The 15,751-nt window shown below is 61.3% G+C and carries 17 protein-coding genes; 12 read left to right on the top strand and 5 right to left on the bottom strand.

The genetic code is table 11. The annotated features are described in order from the left end of the window. Positions 1-59: 59 nt before the first annotated feature. Positions 60-560 carry a pantetheine-phosphate adenylyltransferase gene (gene coaD / locus NKJ20_RS03715; RefSeq protein WP_352448768.1) on the bottom strand — a complete coding sequence of 167 codons (501 nt, stop codon included), beginning with the start codon at positions 558-560 and terminating at the stop codon, positions 60-62. A gap of 195 nt (positions 561-755) precedes the next feature. Between coaD and NKJ20_RS03710 the strand changes: the two genes are divergently transcribed. Next, on the top strand, positions 756-908 hold the full coding sequence (locus NKJ20_RS03710; protein ID WP_352742642.1) for a hypothetical protein: 153 nt from the start codon (positions 756-758) through the stop codon (positions 906-908). A gap of 53 nt (positions 909-961) precedes the next feature. Here NKJ20_RS03710 and gyrA read toward each other — a convergent pair whose 3' ends face one another. Further along, entirely contained in the window at positions 962-3,772 is a 2,811-nt protein-coding gene (gene gyrA / locus NKJ20_RS03705; protein WP_352742640.1) for a DNA gyrase subunit A, read from the bottom strand. A 148-nt stretch (positions 3,773-3,920) separates the two neighbouring features. Then, positions 3,921-4,748, bottom strand: a complete 828-nt coding sequence (locus NKJ20_RS03700; RefSeq protein ID WP_352742638.1) for a helix-turn-helix transcriptional regulator — start codon at positions 4,746-4,748, stop codon at positions 3,921-3,923. A gap of 86 nt (positions 4,749-4,834) precedes the next feature. Between NKJ20_RS03700 and NKJ20_RS03695 the strand changes: the two genes are divergently transcribed. Together NKJ20_RS03695 and NKJ20_RS03690 are read left to right on the top strand one after the other, a co-directional pair. After that, positions 4,835-5,365, top strand: a complete 531-nt coding sequence (locus tag NKJ20_RS03695) for a hypothetical protein (protein ID WP_352448764.1) — start codon at positions 4,835-4,837, stop codon at positions 5,363-5,365. Positions 5,366-5,439: 74 nt separating this feature from the next. Continuing rightward, a complete protein-coding gene (locus NKJ20_RS03690) occupies positions 5,440-6,069 on the top strand; it encodes a MarC family protein (RefSeq protein ID WP_023674869.1) in 630 nt (209 codons plus the stop codon). Positions 6,070-6,077: 8 nt separating this feature from the next. Here the strand turns inward: NKJ20_RS03690 and NKJ20_RS03685 are convergent, their stop codons facing one another. Both NKJ20_RS03685 and NKJ20_RS03680 read right to left on the bottom strand, forming a co-directional pair. Beyond that, entirely contained in the window at positions 6,078-6,503 is a 426-nt protein-coding gene (locus tag NKJ20_RS03685) for an OsmC family protein (RefSeq protein WP_352448762.1), read from the bottom strand. A gap of 123 nt (positions 6,504-6,626) precedes the next feature. Further along, positions 6,627-7,139 (bottom strand): single-stranded DNA-binding protein, encoded by a 513-nt coding sequence (locus NKJ20_RS03680; protein WP_352448761.1) that lies wholly within the window; start codon positions 7,137-7,139, stop codon positions 6,627-6,629. A gap of 208 nt (positions 7,140-7,347) precedes the next feature. Between NKJ20_RS03680 and NKJ20_RS03675 the strand changes: the two genes are divergently transcribed. The 9 genes from NKJ20_RS03675 (at position 7,348) to NKJ20_RS03635 (ending at position 15,743) form a co-directional block, all read left to right on the top strand. Further along, entirely contained in the window at positions 7,348-7,737 is a 390-nt protein-coding gene (locus NKJ20_RS03675) for a cupin domain-containing protein (protein ID WP_352448760.1), read from the top strand. Between the two features lie 82 nt (positions 7,738-7,819). Next, the gene (locus NKJ20_RS03670; RefSeq protein WP_352448759.1) at positions 7,820-8,134 is read left to right on the top strand and encodes an ArsR/SmtB family transcription factor; all 315 of its coding nucleotides are present in this window, start codon (positions 7,820-7,822) and stop codon (positions 8,132-8,134) included. Then, on the top strand, positions 8,131-8,655 hold the full coding sequence (locus NKJ20_RS03665; RefSeq protein ID WP_352742635.1) for an SRPBCC family protein: 525 nt from the start codon (positions 8,131-8,133) through the stop codon (positions 8,653-8,655). The genes NKJ20_RS03670 and NKJ20_RS03665 overlap by 4 nt, the downstream gene beginning before the upstream one ends. 26 nt (positions 8,656-8,681) lie before the next feature. Next, positions 8,682-9,287, top strand: coding sequence for an ATP-dependent Clp protease proteolytic subunit (locus tag NKJ20_RS03660; RefSeq protein WP_352448757.1), 606 nt, complete (start codon positions 8,682-8,684; stop codon positions 9,285-9,287). Between the two features lie 93 nt (positions 9,288-9,380). Continuing rightward, complete coding sequence (locus tag NKJ20_RS03655) at positions 9,381-9,677, top strand: hypothetical protein (RefSeq protein WP_352448962.1); 297 nt, start codon at positions 9,381-9,383, stop codon at positions 9,675-9,677. Positions 9,678-10,371: 694 nt separating this feature from the next. Further along, entirely contained in the window at positions 10,372-13,293 is a 2,922-nt protein-coding gene (gene uvrA, locus NKJ20_RS03650; RefSeq protein ID WP_352742633.1) for an excinuclease ABC subunit UvrA, read from the top strand. Between the two features lie 51 nt (positions 13,294-13,344). Further along, the gene (locus NKJ20_RS03645; protein WP_352742631.1) at positions 13,345-14,388 is read left to right on the top strand and encodes a hypothetical protein; all 1,044 of its coding nucleotides are present in this window, start codon (positions 13,345-13,347) and stop codon (positions 14,386-14,388) included. A gap of 49 nt (positions 14,389-14,437) precedes the next feature. Beyond that, complete coding sequence (locus NKJ20_RS03640) at positions 14,438-14,908, top strand: GNAT family N-acetyltransferase (protein ID WP_502894864.1); 471 nt, start codon at positions 14,438-14,440, stop codon at positions 14,906-14,908. A gap of 28 nt (positions 14,909-14,936) precedes the next feature. Beyond that, on the top strand, positions 14,937-15,743 hold the full coding sequence (locus tag NKJ20_RS03635; RefSeq protein ID WP_352742627.1) for a DUF72 domain-containing protein: 807 nt from the start codon (positions 14,937-14,939) through the stop codon (positions 15,741-15,743). The last annotated feature ends 8 nt before the right edge of the window (positions 15,744-15,751 follow it).

The following is a 15,751-nucleotide window of genomic DNA, read 5'->3' as shown; positions in this document are numbered from 1 at the left end:
TATCTTCGTTCATGCATGTCGTTACCCGAAGCCGGGTTCCACTTTTGGGTGACATGCATTTATTTCGCGAATTTGGCGGTGAGCGCGCCGGCCACGGCCGCCGGCACGAAGGGGCGGATGTCGCCTCCCATCGAAGCTATCTGGCGCACAAGTGTGGCGGTAATGGTGCGCACTGAAGGGCTGGCGGGCAGGAACACCGTCTGCAGCTCCGGCGCCATGGTCTCGTTCATGCCGGCCATCTGCATCTCATAGTCAAGATCGGTGCCGTCGCGCAGGCCGCGGATCATGATCGAGGCGCCATGCTTCCTGGCCGCATCGATGACCAACCCGTCGAAGGCGACTACTTTGATACGCGCACCGTCGCTGCCGAATTCCGCCTTCGCGGCCGTTTCGATCAGGCCAACCCGTTCCTCGAAGGAAAACAACGGCTTCTTGCCGGGATGGATGCCGATCGCCGCATAGATTGTATCCGCCACGGCCAGCGACGCCTTCAGCACGTCGAGATGGCCGTTGGTCAGCGGGTCGAAAGAGCCGGCATAAAGGGCGATGCGTTCGGTCATGGCAGGTGCTTCTAGCGAGCCTCTCCCCTAAAGGCAAATCCGATCGCCAGCCCGCCCCATGAACCTTTTGGCCGACGTGAACGACAGATGAATGTGCCGCTCGCAACAGCTTCACGCAGTGTTCACTAAGTTGCAGCTGCAGAAGATGAAACCAAACACCCATCTAATCGTTGTTAGGCGCAGGAGAACACGCACATGCTGATCTACATGCTCGCCACCGCAATGACCGTCGCCATGCTGATCGCTACCGCATTCGGGTTGCATCAGGAAGCACAGCGCGTCCGCGCCAAGGCCAATACCAAGCGGTTCGAAGGCTTCGGCAACCGCAAGCCTTATCGCCACTTCTAGATTGCGGGTGTCTTCACACGCCGGCCCATAGGGCTGGCGTCGTCGTGGCAAACTCACTCGAGGGATGTATCGGGCTCCCTACCTTCGGCATCGGCAACAGCGCCGCTTTCAGCATCGACACTCTCTTCGATCTCTTCATCCGCTTGCGGTTCTGAAATCCGCTCCACCGAAACGACCTTCTCGCCCTCTGCGGTATTGAAGATGGTAACGCCCTTGGTGGCGCGGCTGGCGAAACGAATGCCGTTGACCGGGACGCGGATGACGGTGCCGCCATCCGAAACCAGCATGATCTGATCGTCATTGCCGACCGGGAAGGTCGCCACCAAGCGGCCGATTTCGGCCGTTTTCGAGACGTCGGTGGCGCGAATACCCTTGCCGCCACGGCCAGTCAGGCGGAAATCGTAGGACGATGAACGCTTGCCGTAGCCATATTCCGTCACTGTCAACACGAACTGCTCGTGCGCCTTGAGGAACTCATAGCGGTCGTCGGAAAGCTCCGCCTCTTCGCCGACCTCTTCATTGGTGAGCTGGATTTCTTCCTCCTCGCCGGCCGCGATGTCAGCAGCGAGCCGGCGTTCGGCCACCACCCGCTTGAGGTAGGCGGCACGTTCCGCCGGCGGCGCATCGACATGCTCGATCACCGCCATCGAGATCACCCGGTCGCCATCGGCCATCGCAATGCCGCGCACGCCGACCGAATTGCGGCTCTGGAAGACGCGTACGTCGCTGACCGGAAAGCGGATGCACTGGCCGGAACTTGCCGTCAAAAGCACGTCGTCATTGTCGGTGCAGGTCTCGACGCCGAGGATCTCGTCGCCCTCCTCGTCCAGCTTCATGGCGATCTTGCCGTTGCGGTTGACCTGGACGAAGTCCGACAGCTTGTTGCGACGCACGGTGCCGCGCGTGGTGGCAAACATGACGTCGAGCTCGCCCCAACTCGTCTCATCCTCCGGCAGCGGCATGATCGTGGTGATGCGCTCGCCCTGTTCGAGCGGCAGCATATTGATCAGCGCCTTGCCGCGCGATTGCGGGTTGCCGATCGGCAGGCGCCAGACCTTTTCCTTGTAGACGATGCCGCGCGAGGAGAAGAACAGCACCGGCGTGTGCGTGTTGGCGACGAACAGCCGGGTGACGAAATCCTCTTCCTTGGTCGACATGCCGGAGCGGCCCTTGCCGCCGCGGCGCTGCGCCCGGTAGAGCGACAGCGGCACGCGCTTGATGTAGCCGGAATGGCTGACCGTGACGACCATGTCCTCGCGCTGGATCAGGTCCTCGTCTTCCATGTCCGCCCCGCCCTCGGCGAGCTCGGTGCGGCGCGGCGTGCCGAACTCGTCGCGCACGGCGATGAGCTCGTCCTTGACGATCTGCTGGACGCGGGCGCGGGACGAGAGGATGTCCAGGTAGTCCTTGATCTCGTCGCCGATCGTGTTCAGCTCGTCGGCGATCTCGTCGCGGCCGAGCGCGGTCAGGCGCTGCAGGCGCAGTTCGAGGATGGCGCGCGCCTGCTCCTCGGAGAGATTGTAGGTACCGTCCTCGTTGATGCGATGGCGCGGGTCGTCGATCAGAAGAATCAGCGATTCCACGTCGCCCGAAGGCCAGCGCCGCTCCATCAACTGCTCGCGCGCCGTCTGCGGGTCCGGAGCGCTGCGGATCAGCTTGATGACTTCATCGATGTTGGCAACAGCGATGGCAAGGCCGACCAGCACATGGGCGCGGTCGCGCGCCTTGCGCAGCAGGAATTTCGTGCGCCGGCTGATCACCTCCTCACGGAAGGCGACGAACGCCTTCAGCATGTCGGTCAGAGTCAGCAATTCCGGCTTGCCGCCGTTCAGTGCCACCATGTTGGCGCCGAAGGACGTCTGCAGCGGGGTGAAGCGGTAAAGCTGGTTGAGGATGACATCGGCGACCGCGTCGCGCTTCAGTTCGATGACGACGCGGTAGCCCTGGCGGTCGCTCTCGTCGCGAATGTCGGAAATGCCTTCGATGCGCTTGTCGCGCACCAGCTCGGCCATCTTCTCGATCATCGACGCCTTGTTCACCTGATAGGGAACCTCGGTGATGACGATCGATTCACGATCGTTGCCGCGCGCCTCGACGTTGACGCGGCCGCGCATGACGATGGAGCCGCGGCCGGTCGAATAGGCGCTGTAGATACCGGAGCGGCCGAGCACGATGCCGCCGGTCGGGAAATCCGGCCCCGGAATGATCTCCATCAGCGCCGGAAGGTCGATGGCCGGATTATCGATGAGGGCAATGGCGCCGTTGCAGACCTCGCCCAGATTGTGCGGCGGGATGTTGGTGGCCATGCCGACGGCGATACCGCCGGAGCCGTTGACCAACAGGTTCGGGAAGCGCGCCGGAAGGACTTTCGGTTCGCTGCCCGACGCATCGTAAGTGTCCTGGAAATCGACGGTGTCCTTGTCGATGTCTTCCAGCAACTCATGCGCGACCTTGGTCAGCCGCGATTCCGTGTAGCGCATCGCCGCCGGCGGATCGCCGTCGATCGAGCCGAAATTGCCCTGCCCGTCGATCAGCGGCACGCGCAGCGACCAATCCTGCGCCATGCGCACCAAAGCGTCGTAGATCGAGGCGTCGCCATGCGGATGGTATTTACCCATCACGTCGGCGACCGGGCGTGCCGATTTCACATATTTGCGGTTCCAGTGATAGCCGCTCTCATAGGCGGCGTAGAGGATGCGGCGATGCACCGGCTTGAGGCCATCGCGCACGTCCGGCAGCGCGCGGCTGACGATCACGCTCATGGCGTAATCGAGATAGGAGCGCTGCATCTCCTCGATGATGGATATCGGCTCGATGCCGGTGGGGCCGCCGTCGGCGCCGCGCGGTGTCTTTTGGTCGGTCAAATCGGATCACAATCTAATCAGGAATCACTTGGTGCTTATATAGGAAGCCGGCCCGAAACTCCAACAATCGTGGCAGTTTTCCAGTGTGGTTTTTAGCGGCAAATTCAAAAGGATAAACCAATTGCGACGATATGGCCGTCGCACCCTTTCACGGGCGTCGCCGGCGGGCGCGATAAGTACCCGGCGCCTCGCCCATCAGCCGCCGGAAACGGCGATTGAAGGTTGATAGATCGTTGAACCCCGCCGAAAAGGCAATCGCCGAAATCGCCTGATCCGACGTCCGCAGCCGCACGGCTGCCCTGTGCAGCCGCGCTCTCAGCAGGAACTGGTAGGGCGTCATGCCGGCAACGTGCCGGAAGGTGCGCAGGAAATGGTAAGGGCTGGTGGCGGTCTCGTCGGCGAGTTCGGCAAGCGAGATCGGCCGGTCGGCATCGACTTCGATGCGCCGCACCGCTTCGGCGACACGCTTCTGGTCACGGCGGCTCGGCGTCCGTCCCCGATCCGTAGCGCTGCAAGCCGCTGTTACCGCGGCACCGGCAATGCGCAGGGCGAGTTCCTCGAACGCGCCGGTGTCAGCCATCTCGCGCGCCGCCTCCGCTTCGGCAAGCAGCGGCACCAGCGCCGGCAAGGGCGGCAGGCGCGGCGTGCCGAAATCGAGCGTCCTCGTGCCCGGCACGTCGGCGACGATCCGCTCCATATAGGCCGGCCCGAAATGGAAGGAGAGGCAGCGGTCGCCGGCGCCATGCTCGTGACCGCATTCATAGCATGTGCCGGGATTGCCGAGCAGGAGCGCGCCCGGCGCCAGCATCGCCGTGCCCTCGCGCGTACGATAGCGGAAGGTGCCGTTGGTTACGGCGGCAACGCAGAAATCCCGATGCTCCTCCTCGAATGGCCTGTCGGCGGCGCTGGCGGTGCAGATGACATCCGACACCTGCCAGCCTCGGCCCGACGCCAGCCTGTGCGCGCTCGTCGTCATCGCCGAAACATAGCAACTTTTCCCAAGCGCAGAACCCCTGTCGGCCTCTATGCTTGCCGGTCTCCTGACAAGATGAGAGCGAAGCCATGTCCAATTCCTTTGCCAAGGCCCTGCACAGCGATGGGCCCGTACCGGCCCTTGCCGAGAAACTGAATCTTTATGGCCGCTTCGTCGGCGCCTGGACGTTCGACGCCACGCGCCATCTCGAGGACGGTCAGGTGCTGACCGGGCGCGGCGAAGTGCATTTCGGCTGGGTGCTCGAAGGCCGCGCGATCCAGGACGTATGGATCCTGCCTGCCCGTGACGCCGGCCCCTCGCCCTCGCTCGGCAAATGGACCTTCTATGGCACGACGTTGCGCGTCTACGATCCCGGCGTTGACGCCTGGCACATCTTCTGGAGCGATCCGCGCAATCAGTACTACAGCCGCCAGCTCGGCCGTGCCGAGGACGACACCATTATCCAGCAAGGCGCAGACGGCACCGGATCTGCTGTGCGCTGGAGCTTTTCGCGCATCACCGAACATTCGTTCCGCTGGCTGGGCGAACGCTCACAGGACGACGGCGCCACCTGGCGTCTCGAAGTCGAGTTTCTGGCGCGCCGGGCCGTCAGCCCCTGATCCGCACGGTTTCCACTGGCTCCGCTTTGCTCTACCAATCCCGTTATCCGGCTTTGCCGGCGGGGAGGGTCAGCATGCCGAGCTTCGACAGCCTGTTCAACGCCTTCGTCACCATACTGGTGACGATCGATCCGCCCGGCCTGGCGCCGCTCTTCCTCGCCGTGACCCGCGGCATGAACCGCGAGGAGCGCAACCAGGTCTCCGTGCGCGCCTCGGTCATCGCCTTCCTGGTAATGGCGTTGTTCGCAATCGCCGGCGCGTCGATCCTGTCAGTCTTCGGCATCACTCTGCCGGCCTTCCGCGTCGCCGGCGGCTTTCTGCTGTTCTTCATCGCCTTCGAAATGGTGTTCGAGCGCCGGCAGGACCGCAAGGAGAAGATCGGCGACGTCGCCATCACCAGGGACATGATCCACAACATCGCCGCCTTTCCGCTGGCGATCCCGCTTATTGCCGGTCCCGGCGCGATTTCGGCGACCGTCCTGCTCTCAAGCTCGTTTCAGGGTTTGGGCGCGCAGACAGCCCTTGTCGGCATCATCGCCATCTGCCTCGTCATCACCTACCTGGTGTTCGTGCTGTCAGAGCGCATCGACCGTATCCTCGGCCAAACCGGCCGTTCGATCCTGACAAGGCTGCTCGGCGTCATCCTGGCGGCGCTCGCCGTACAGTTCGTCGCCGACGGCATCAAGGCGCTGATGGCGACGTAGGAACAGCCCTACTTCGCTGTCGTTTCAATGACTTCGAAGTCGTGGGTAATCTCGGCAGTCTTGGCCATCATTGACGAGGCCGAGCAGTATTTGTCGATCGAAAGCCCAATCGCCCGCTTCACCTTGTCGTGTGATAGCGCCCGGCCCTTGACGACAAAATGCATGTGAATGCGGGTGAACACCCTGGGATCGGCTTCTGCACGGTCGGCATCGAGTTCGACCACGCAATCTTCGACCGCCTCGCGCCCCTTTTCGAGGATATGGACCACGTCATAGGCCGAGCAGCCGCCAGTGCCGATCAGCACCAGTTCCATTGGGCTCGGCCCCGGCGTCTTGCCCTCCGGCCCGAACGCAGTGCCTAGCACCAGCTTGTGCCCACTGGCGGACTCGCCAACGAAAGTGCGCTCCTCGACCCACTTGACCCTTGCCTTCACCTGATACGTCCTTTCACCGCTCAAACGCACAACGTCCCGAAAATCCAAGACAGATTTTCGGGACGCCATTTCGTGGCCAAGGTGCCGGCGCTTTTCGTCGCAAGGGCAGTCCGCCCCGAGAAATCAGAACGGGATTTCGTCGTCCAGCTCGCGCGACGAACCGCCGCCGCCGCCCTTGTTGGCGCCACCGCGATTGAAACTTTCGCCCGGGCCGGACTGGCCGAAATCGGAACCGCGGCTCGCACCACCACCGGCATAGTTGCCGACCTGGCCGCCGCCCTCGCCCCGCGCATCGAGCATCTGCAGCTCGCCGCGGAATTTCTGCAACACGATTTCGGTCGTATAGCGGTCATTGCCGGTCTGGTCCTGCCATTTGCGCGTCTGCAGCTGGCCCTCGACATAGACCTTCATGCCCTTCTTCAGATACTGCTCGGCCACCTTGGCGATCTGGTCGTTGAAGATCACGACATTGTGCCACTCGGTCTTTTCCTTGCGCTCTCCGGATGTCTTGTCGCGCCAGCTTTCCGACGTCGCGATGCGGATGTTGACGACCGGGTCACCCGAATTCAGGCGGCGGATTTCAGGGTCCGCCCCGAGGTTGCCCACCAGAATGACCTTGTTGACGCTACCCGCCATGATACTTCTCCGCGCTCATCCGAAACCGAATTTTTGTCGCCGCACCTTACAGGCTATGGACAATCCCTGCCTGCCGTCGCTGCCTTTTCCCACAAGGTTTTTGTTCTCTTTTCGTTCTATAGGAGAGGCCCTGCACTGTCAATAGTTGTCAGTAAGAAGTAGTGTCTTGGCGTCGAATTTCCACAGACCATGGGATCGAGGCGACCGCATGAAGATGGTCGAGCATGACGATCAGCCGCAAGAAGAATGGCGGACGGGAGTAAAGACCCGCATGCATGTCTCTGCCCGCAACGGCGCAACTCAACTTTGCATATTCGAACAGTGGGTCGAACCGGCGGTTGGCGCCCCGACACATTGGCACCCGGTCGAGGAAGTGCTTACCGTCATCGCTGGCAGGGCCGAGATGTGGATCGACGAAGAGCATCTCGTCTTGACTGCGGGACAGTCGCTTGTTGTCGCCGCGCACAGGCAACATGGCTTCCGAAACATCGGCTCCGAATTGCTTCACATCCATGCCGTGCTCGCGTCACCAGTTTTCGAGGCGACGTTCAAGGGATCCCCGGACATGGTGAGACGCTGGCTTCCGGCGAGTTTGTAAAACCTCGCCTGTCTTAAAAAACACCGCCTGTCTTAAAAAACACGGCTTGCCAAACAGATAAGTATTGACTTATGCTTTCGGCATGATCGAAGCAGACATTTTTCGGGCACTAGCGGATCCAACGCGTCGCGCCGTCTATGAGCGGCTCGCCGACGGCGAGATGACGGTGTCGGAACTGCGCACTGGCATACCGGTATCGCAGCCGGCGGTATCGCAACATCTCGCAGTGCTGCGCGGCGCCGGCCTCGTGGTCGAGCGCCGGGCCGGTCGCAACGCCTATTACCGCGTCGATCCGAAGGGGCTTGCGCCACTGCTCGGCTGGATCGAACGCTACCGTGCGTTCTGGCCAGAGCGCATCGAAAGGCTCAAGACGGTTTTGAAGGACATGGACCAATGACCAGCCGAGGCAAAGAACGCGCCGAAATGGCCGCAGACAAGATCGAGTTCGAGTGCGAGCTGCCCGAACCGCCGGAAAAGGTGTGGCGGGCGCTGACGGTGCCGGACCTGCTCGCGGCCTGGATGATGCCGAACGACATCAAGCCCGAAATCGGCAACCGCTTTGCCTTTAAAGCGCCGAATGCGCCGATCGAGTGCGAAATCCTCGACGCGGATCCCGGACGGCTGCTGCGCTATTCCTGGCGGGAGCGGCCGGCGCCCGGCGATACGCAGGTGCCGCCCGGCAGCCCCCTGGACAGCGCAATGAACGACAGCCCAGTGGACAGCATCGTCACCTTTACGCTCGACCGCACCGTTTCCGGCGGCACGCATCTGCGTATCGTCCATGATGGTTTTGCTCGGGCAGCAGTGCCGGAGATCGCGATGGCAGGCGCCGGTTGCCGGCTTTCCTTTGAAGCGCGCACTCCCAGGCACAAGCAGGTCGCCGCAAACACCCCGCGCCTCTTCCTGCGCGCGGCCTGAACGACAACAGTCAACGGAGACAACCGATGAGCGGCCTTGCCAATCTGGTGCCGATGGTGATCGAGCAGTCGAGCCGCGGCGAACGTGCCTTCGACATATTTTCGCGGCTGCTGCGCGAGCGCATCGTCTTCATCAACGGGGCGATCGACGACGGCACCTCGGCGCTGGTCTGCGCCCAGCTTCTGTCGTTGGAATCCGACAATCCCGACAAGGAGGTCTCGCTCTACATCAACTCGCCGGGCGGCGTGGTGACCAGCGGTTTCGCCATCTACGATACGATGCAGTATATCAGCTGCCCGGTCTCCACCGTTTGTATGGGCTTCGCCGCCTCGATGGCCTCGTTCCTTTTGATGGCCGGCACACCGGGGCGGCGCATCGCGCTACCCAACACTAGCATCGTGCTGCATCAGCCTCTCGGCGGCTTCCAGGGCCAAGCCTCCGACATCCAGCGCCATGCCGAGGGCATCCTTCGCACCAAGCGGCGCATGACCGATCTTTACGCCCACCATTGCGGCCGCACCTACGATGAAGTGGAACGCACGCTCGACCGAGACTTTTTCATGACCGCGCAGGAGGCCAAGGATTGGGGCCTCGTCGACCATGTTTTCGGTACTCGCAAACAGGCCGCGTGAGGCACCTTCCAACGGAACTGAGCGATATGAGCGCCGGCAACTTTCAGCGCCGTTGGTCTGGCTTCGGCGCTATCGCCGCACTATAGTCCGGTGATGATCGCGAACCGTTTATCCAGCGTGTTATGCCTTGCCGTCGCCACCGTTGCCGGCACGAACATGCTGGTGGGTATGGCACTTGCCCAAGATAATTCGACGTCTTCGCAAAAGGGCGCCCTGCCCGGTGTGACCAGCGATTATCGCATCGCCGAGCCAGCGCCGCAGCCTGAGCCTGACGACGTGGCTCCAGGCAACGGCAACGGCACCTTCAAGATTGGCGATACCGACGTTCGGATTTCCGGCAGCATCACCATCGATGTCGCTACCGGCGGGATCAGGCCCTCCAGCCGCTAAGTTCGCCTGGTGTGAACCACAAATATTGCGCTTCAAACGAACAGCCCCGCCATTGCTTTTGCAACTGACGGGGCTTCTTGGATCTGAAATCCAAATTGCCGGGAGTGTACTGCCGGCTTTTTATTTCGGATGCTTCGCGGCATTCAGCCGACGATCCGACTAGCAGTCTCTGATTTTATGGGGATCGGCAGGTCCGTTTGGCGGGCAGCGAAAACGCCTGACCCTGGCCACTTATACCTGCCGCGGCTCCAGCGACACGTGGAGCCTCAAGGAACAATCCGGTGGAGTCATGCCTCTGCTCTCCTTCTGTTCGTTGCGACTGTCGTCGAAGCGCTCATCGCATAACCCGCGGCGTCTCGCAGGCTAGCCCCAGGCCGCGAGGCCATCGAAAGACGGCCGGCTTCGTTGACAATTGGATTCTGCCCCCATGACGCGGGGACGTCAACCTTGAATAGCCGGGTTGCCGAAAAATGTGATCGCGAGACGCTTTGTGAAGCCGGCTGCGCGGGCAGCTTTTGTCAGGAGCGTGTTCGGCCTTTGTTCTTTCCGCTTGCCCGTTCGCGCGAAAGGCGGTTAAACGCTTTGGTCGAGAGTTGTGGCGTCTCTCGAAAAGGCGGCGAAATTACCTACATAGGGGATGGTCGGGAAAACCCGCCCATCCCACGAATTCCAGATTCTGAGGCGGCGACCGGCGATGGCCGACCATAAATATCTCTCCATTCGCGGGGCACGCGAACACAATCTGAAGAATGTCGATCTCGACCTGCCGCGTGACAGCCTGATCGTCATGACCGGCCTGTCGGGGTCGGGCAAGTCGTCGCTTGCCTTCGACACCATCTACGCCGAGGGCCAGCGCCGCTACGTCGAGAGCCTTTCGGCCTATGCACGGCAATTCCTCGAAATGATGCAGAAGCCTGACGTCGACCAGATCGACGGCCTGTCGCCGGCCATCTCCATCGAGCAGAAGACCACCTCGAAGAACCCACGTTCGACGGTCGGCACCGTCACCGAGATCTACGATTATATGCGGCTTTTGTTCGCCCGCGTCGGTGTACCCTATTCACCGGCCACCGGCCTGCCGATCGAGAGCCAGACGGTTTCGCAGATGGTCGACCGGGTGCTTGCTGTCGAGGAAGGCACCCGGCTGTTCATTCTGGCGCCGATGGTGCGCGGCCGCAAAGGCGAGTACCGCAAGGAACTGCTGGAGCTGCAGAAGAAGGGTTTTCAGCGCGTCAAAGTCGATGGCGTCTTCTATGAGATCGCCGACGTGCCGGCGCTGGACAAGAAGTACAAGCACGACATCGACGTCGTCGTCGACCGCATCGTCGTGCGCGGCGATCTGGCGACGCGGCTCGCCGATTCCATCGAGACCGCGCTGAAGCTGGCCGACGGGCTGGCAGTGGCGGAATTTGCCGACAAGCCGCTCGACGCCAGCCAGACCGGCGAGGATTCGGTCAACAAATCGAAGAACGAGACGCATGAACGCATGCTGTTCTCGGAAAAGTTCGCCTGCCCGGTATCCGGCTTCACCATTCCCGAGATCGAGCCCAGGCTATTCTCCTTCAACAATCCGTTCGGCGCCTGCCCGACCTGCGACGGGCTCGGCAGCCAACGCGCCATTGATGCCAGCCTGGTCGTGCCCGACGAGAATGTCTCGCTGCGCGCCGGCGCCGTCAGCCCTTGGGCGAAGTCGAGCTCGCCCTACTATGCGCAGACGTTGGAAGCGCTGGGCATTGCCTATGGCTTCAAGCTCGGCGACAAGTTCAAGGATTTGAGCGAGGAGGCAAAGCAAGCCGTCCTGCACGGCACCGGCGAGCGCGAAATCACCTTCCATTATGATGACGGTCTGCGCTCCTACAAAACGACGAAAACCTTCGAGGGCGTCATCCCCAATCTCGAGCGCCGCTGGAAGGAAACCGAATCCGCCTGGATGCGCGAGGAGATCGAGCGCTTCATGTCGGCCACGCCCTGCCCGGCCTGCCGCGGCTATCGGCTGAAGCCCGAGGCGCTCGCGGTCAAGATCGCCGGCAAGCACATTGGCGAGGTCACCGAGCTGTCCATCCGCAAGGCCGACCAGTGGTTCACCGATCTGCCCGCTTCGCTCAACGACAAGCAGAACGAGATTGCGGTGCGCGTGCTCAAGGAAATCCGCGAGCGGCTGCGCTTCCTCAACGATGTCGGTCTCGACTATCTGACGCTGTCGCGCAACTCCGGCACGTTGTCGGGCGGCGAGAGCCAGCGCATCCGGCTGGCTTCGCAGATCGGCTCCGGCCTGACCGGCGTGCTCTATGTGCTCGACGAGCCGTCGATCGGCCTGCACCAGCGCGACAATGCCCGCCTGCTCGACACGCTGAAGCATCTGCGCGACATCGGCAACACGGTCATCGTCGTCGAGCATGACGAGGACGCCATCCTGCATGCCGACTACGTCGTCGATATCGGCCCGGCGGCCGGCATTCATGGCGGCCACATCATCGCCCAGGGCACGCCGCAGCAGATCATGGCGACGCCCGCTTCGATCACCGGTAAATATCTGTCGGGCGAGCTCGAAGTGGCGACGCCGGCAGCGCGGCGTGAGGCCAAGAAGAACCGCCGGCTGAAGGTCGTCGGCGCGCGCGGCAACAATCTGAAGAACGTCACCGCCGAAATCCCGCTCGGCACCTTTACCGCCGTCACCGGCGTATCCGGCGGCGGCAAGTCGACCTTCCTGATCGAGACCTTGTTCAAGGCGGCGTCGCGCCGCATCATGGGCTCGCGCGAGCATCCGGCCGAGCACGACCGCATCGAGGGGCTCGAATTCCTCGACAAGGTCATCGATATCGACCAGTCGCCGATCGGGCGCACCCCGCGCTCCAACCCCGCCACCTACACCGGCGCCTTCACGCCGATCCGCGACTGGTTCGCCGGCCTGCCGGAGGCCAAGGCGCGCGGCTACCAGCCGGGCCGCTTCTCGTTCAACGTCAAGGGCGGCCGCTGCGAGGCTTGCCAGGGCGACGGCGTCATCAAGATCGAGATGCATTTCCTGCCCGACGTCTATGTCACCTGCGACGTCTGCCACGGCAAGCGCTACAACCGCGAGACGCTCGACGTCCTGTTCAAGGGCAAATCAATCGCCGACGTTCTCGACATGACGGTCGAGGAAGGCGTCGATTTCTTCGCCGCCGTGCCCGGTGTGCGCGACAAGCTGGAGACGCTGAAACGGGTCGGCCTCGGCTACATCCATGTTGGCCAGCAGGCAACGACTTTGTCGGGCGGCGAGGCGCAGCGCATCAAGCTTGCCAAGGAACTGTCGCGCAAAGCGACCGGCAAGACGCTCTACATTCTCGATGAGCCAACCACCGGCCTGCATTTCCACGACGTCGCCAAGCTGCTTGAAGTGCTGCACGAGCTGGTCGACCAGGGCAACACGGTCGTCGTCATCGAGCACAATCTAGAGGTGATCAAGACCGCTGACTGGGTGCTCGATCTTGGCCCCGAAGGTGGTGACGGCGGCGGCGAGCTGGTAGCGTCCGGCACGCCTGAGGACATCGGTCGCGAAAAACGCAGCTATACCGGGCAGTTCCTGAGGGAATTGCTGGAGCGGCGCCCCGGAGGCAAGCGCGAAGCGGCGGAGTGATGAGCACAGGAGAGAACGCGCCGGGGGAATTCGTCATTTGGCGGTTTTGACATGAAGTTTACGGCACTCTTTGCCCTCTATCCGCCGATGAAGTTTCACACGAATTTTCACTATGACGTCTATTGTGACACCATTGCTTATCTGTCGACGCCAAGGACAATGAACATCCTGGGCTCTGAGGGGCACCGGGGCAAATCGCTTCGCGTTTGGGTCGAGCAGTGTTCGGCCTCTACAAAACGCCGCTACTTTCAAGACCAATTTGTGTTCAACTCCGGCGATACTGTTTTGCGATTTGAATCAAGTTTCAATTTTCCTGGAAGGGCTGAATTCGATATTAAAAAAAGCGATGGAAGTGAAACATCGTATAGCGACGAAGAACTTAAAAGTATATGGGTATCTGTGATGCCATCTCTTCTCGATTTAGACGTTCAAACATACATCCTTTCGCTGAGCTTGGCATTCCCTGGCGGCTTCAATACCATGAAAAACGTCTGGTTAGTCGATGGAAGACGCCATCACCATTCATCATCATATGTTTCCGTAGTCAACGAATGGGTAGATTATATGGTAGAAAGTGGATTTCCGCCCGATCGTCAAATCAAACCAGAAGCAGCTCTTAATTGGGTTTGTACACAAAACGGCATGTTCTCCGGACGAAGCGATACGCCCGCTTCGAGGGCTTTGAACTACTTCACTAGGCTGTTCGTCAGAACTTTTCGCAATGACGAGATTTCTGATCTGGTTTGGGCTGTTGCGGCTTTGGAGGCGTTACTCGTTGATGCTGGCCGATCCTCGATCGGGCAGTTAAAGGGCAAGCTTGACGCTCTCTTTAGGGGACACGAAAAATGCGACTGGCTCCTCCAGTCCGCCGAGCAGATGTATAGCTATCGTTCAAAGATGATTCACGGGAATAGACAGATAAGATCTGCCTTTAGAGATGACGATGATCAGTCAAATCGACCTAGTGAGGAATATGACAGCCTTAGATTTGCGACAGGAATTTTGATCGTTCTTATACAGCGCCTCATCCGGAGCCACGCAACCAGATATGAATTTGAACTTCTTGCTAAGGAAGTACCTCCTAGAACGCTATGAAAACTGAAGGGTGTGAATGATGACCTTGACCCAACAAGCGGCATATCTCTTGAAGCCCAGAAGCGCTCACCACCCTGACCTGCCTGCCGTCATCTCGCTCACCACCGACGCCTACGCGCCCTACACTGCCCTGTTCGGAGCGCCGCCGATCCCCGTCACCGAGGACTATGCGCCGCGCATAGAACGCGGCGAGGTCTGGCTTTCGGAGCAGGACGGACAGCCGGCCGGCTTGATCGTTCTCGAACGACATGCGGACCATACAATGATCTTCAGCGTCGCCGTTGCGCCCGCCTTTCAGGGCAAGGGTTTCGGCATCGGGCTGCTCGACTGGGCCGAGCAGCAGACGCGCCTGTGGAGCTTGCCTGAAATCCGACTCTACACCAATGCCAGAATGGAACGGAACGTTTCGTTGTATAAGGCCTACGGCTTTCGCGAAACGGGTCGCCGGCCCAATCCATATCGGCCAGGATGGACGGTCGTCGACATGGCGAAAGCCGTCGAGACGACCGCCATCGCGTGATCCTTTTCTGCAAACCGGGAGGACGACCATGACTCAATCAGGAACAATCCGCGCCGGCATGGGCGGCTGGACCTTCGAGCCGTGGGACACGTCCTTCTACCCGGACAAATTGTCGAAGGCCAAGCAACTGCATTATGCCAGCCGGCAGGTGCCCACTATCGAGGTCAACGGCACCTATTATTCGAGCTTCAAGGAGCCGATCTTCGTCAAATGGGCCAACGAGGCGCCGGATGGTTTCGTCTATTCGCTGAAGGGCAACCGCTTCGTCACCAACCGCCGCGTGCTCGGCGAGGCCGGGGAATCGATCATGCGCTTCCTCGGGTCGGGCGTCGCGGCACTTGGCGACAAGCTCGGGCCGATCCTGTGGCAGTTCGCGCCGACCAAGAAATTCGACCCAGACGATTTCGAGGCCTTCCTCAAGCTGTTGCCGGAAAAGCAGGACGGCGTTGCGCTGCGCCACGCGGTCGAGGTGCGCAACGACAGCTTCGTCGTGCCGGAGTTCGCCGCCTTGGCGCGAAAGCACAAGGCCGCCATCGTCTATGCCGACCACGCCAAATATCCGGGGATTGCCGACGTTACCGGCGATTTCATCTATGCGCGGCTGCAGACCGGCAGCGACGACAATCCCGATTGCTATACGCCAAAGGCGCTCGACGAATGGGCGGCGCGCGCAAAAACCTGGGCGGAAGGCAAGGTGCCGGCCGACCTATCGCGCGCCGATCCTTCAACCGACGCGCCGGTCAAGCCACGCGATGTGTTCGTCTACTTCATCACCGAGGGCAAGGTCCGCGCTCCATTCGGCGCCATCGCGCTGATGAAGCGGGTCGCAGGCTGACGCCCCGC

Source organism: Mesorhizobium sp. M0185, from assembly GCF_040322175.1.
In the GTDB taxonomy this organism is placed as follows: Bacteria; Pseudomonadota; Alphaproteobacteria; order Rhizobiales; family Rhizobiaceae; genus Mesorhizobium.
This window is presented reverse-complemented; position numbering and strand designations above follow the sequence as displayed.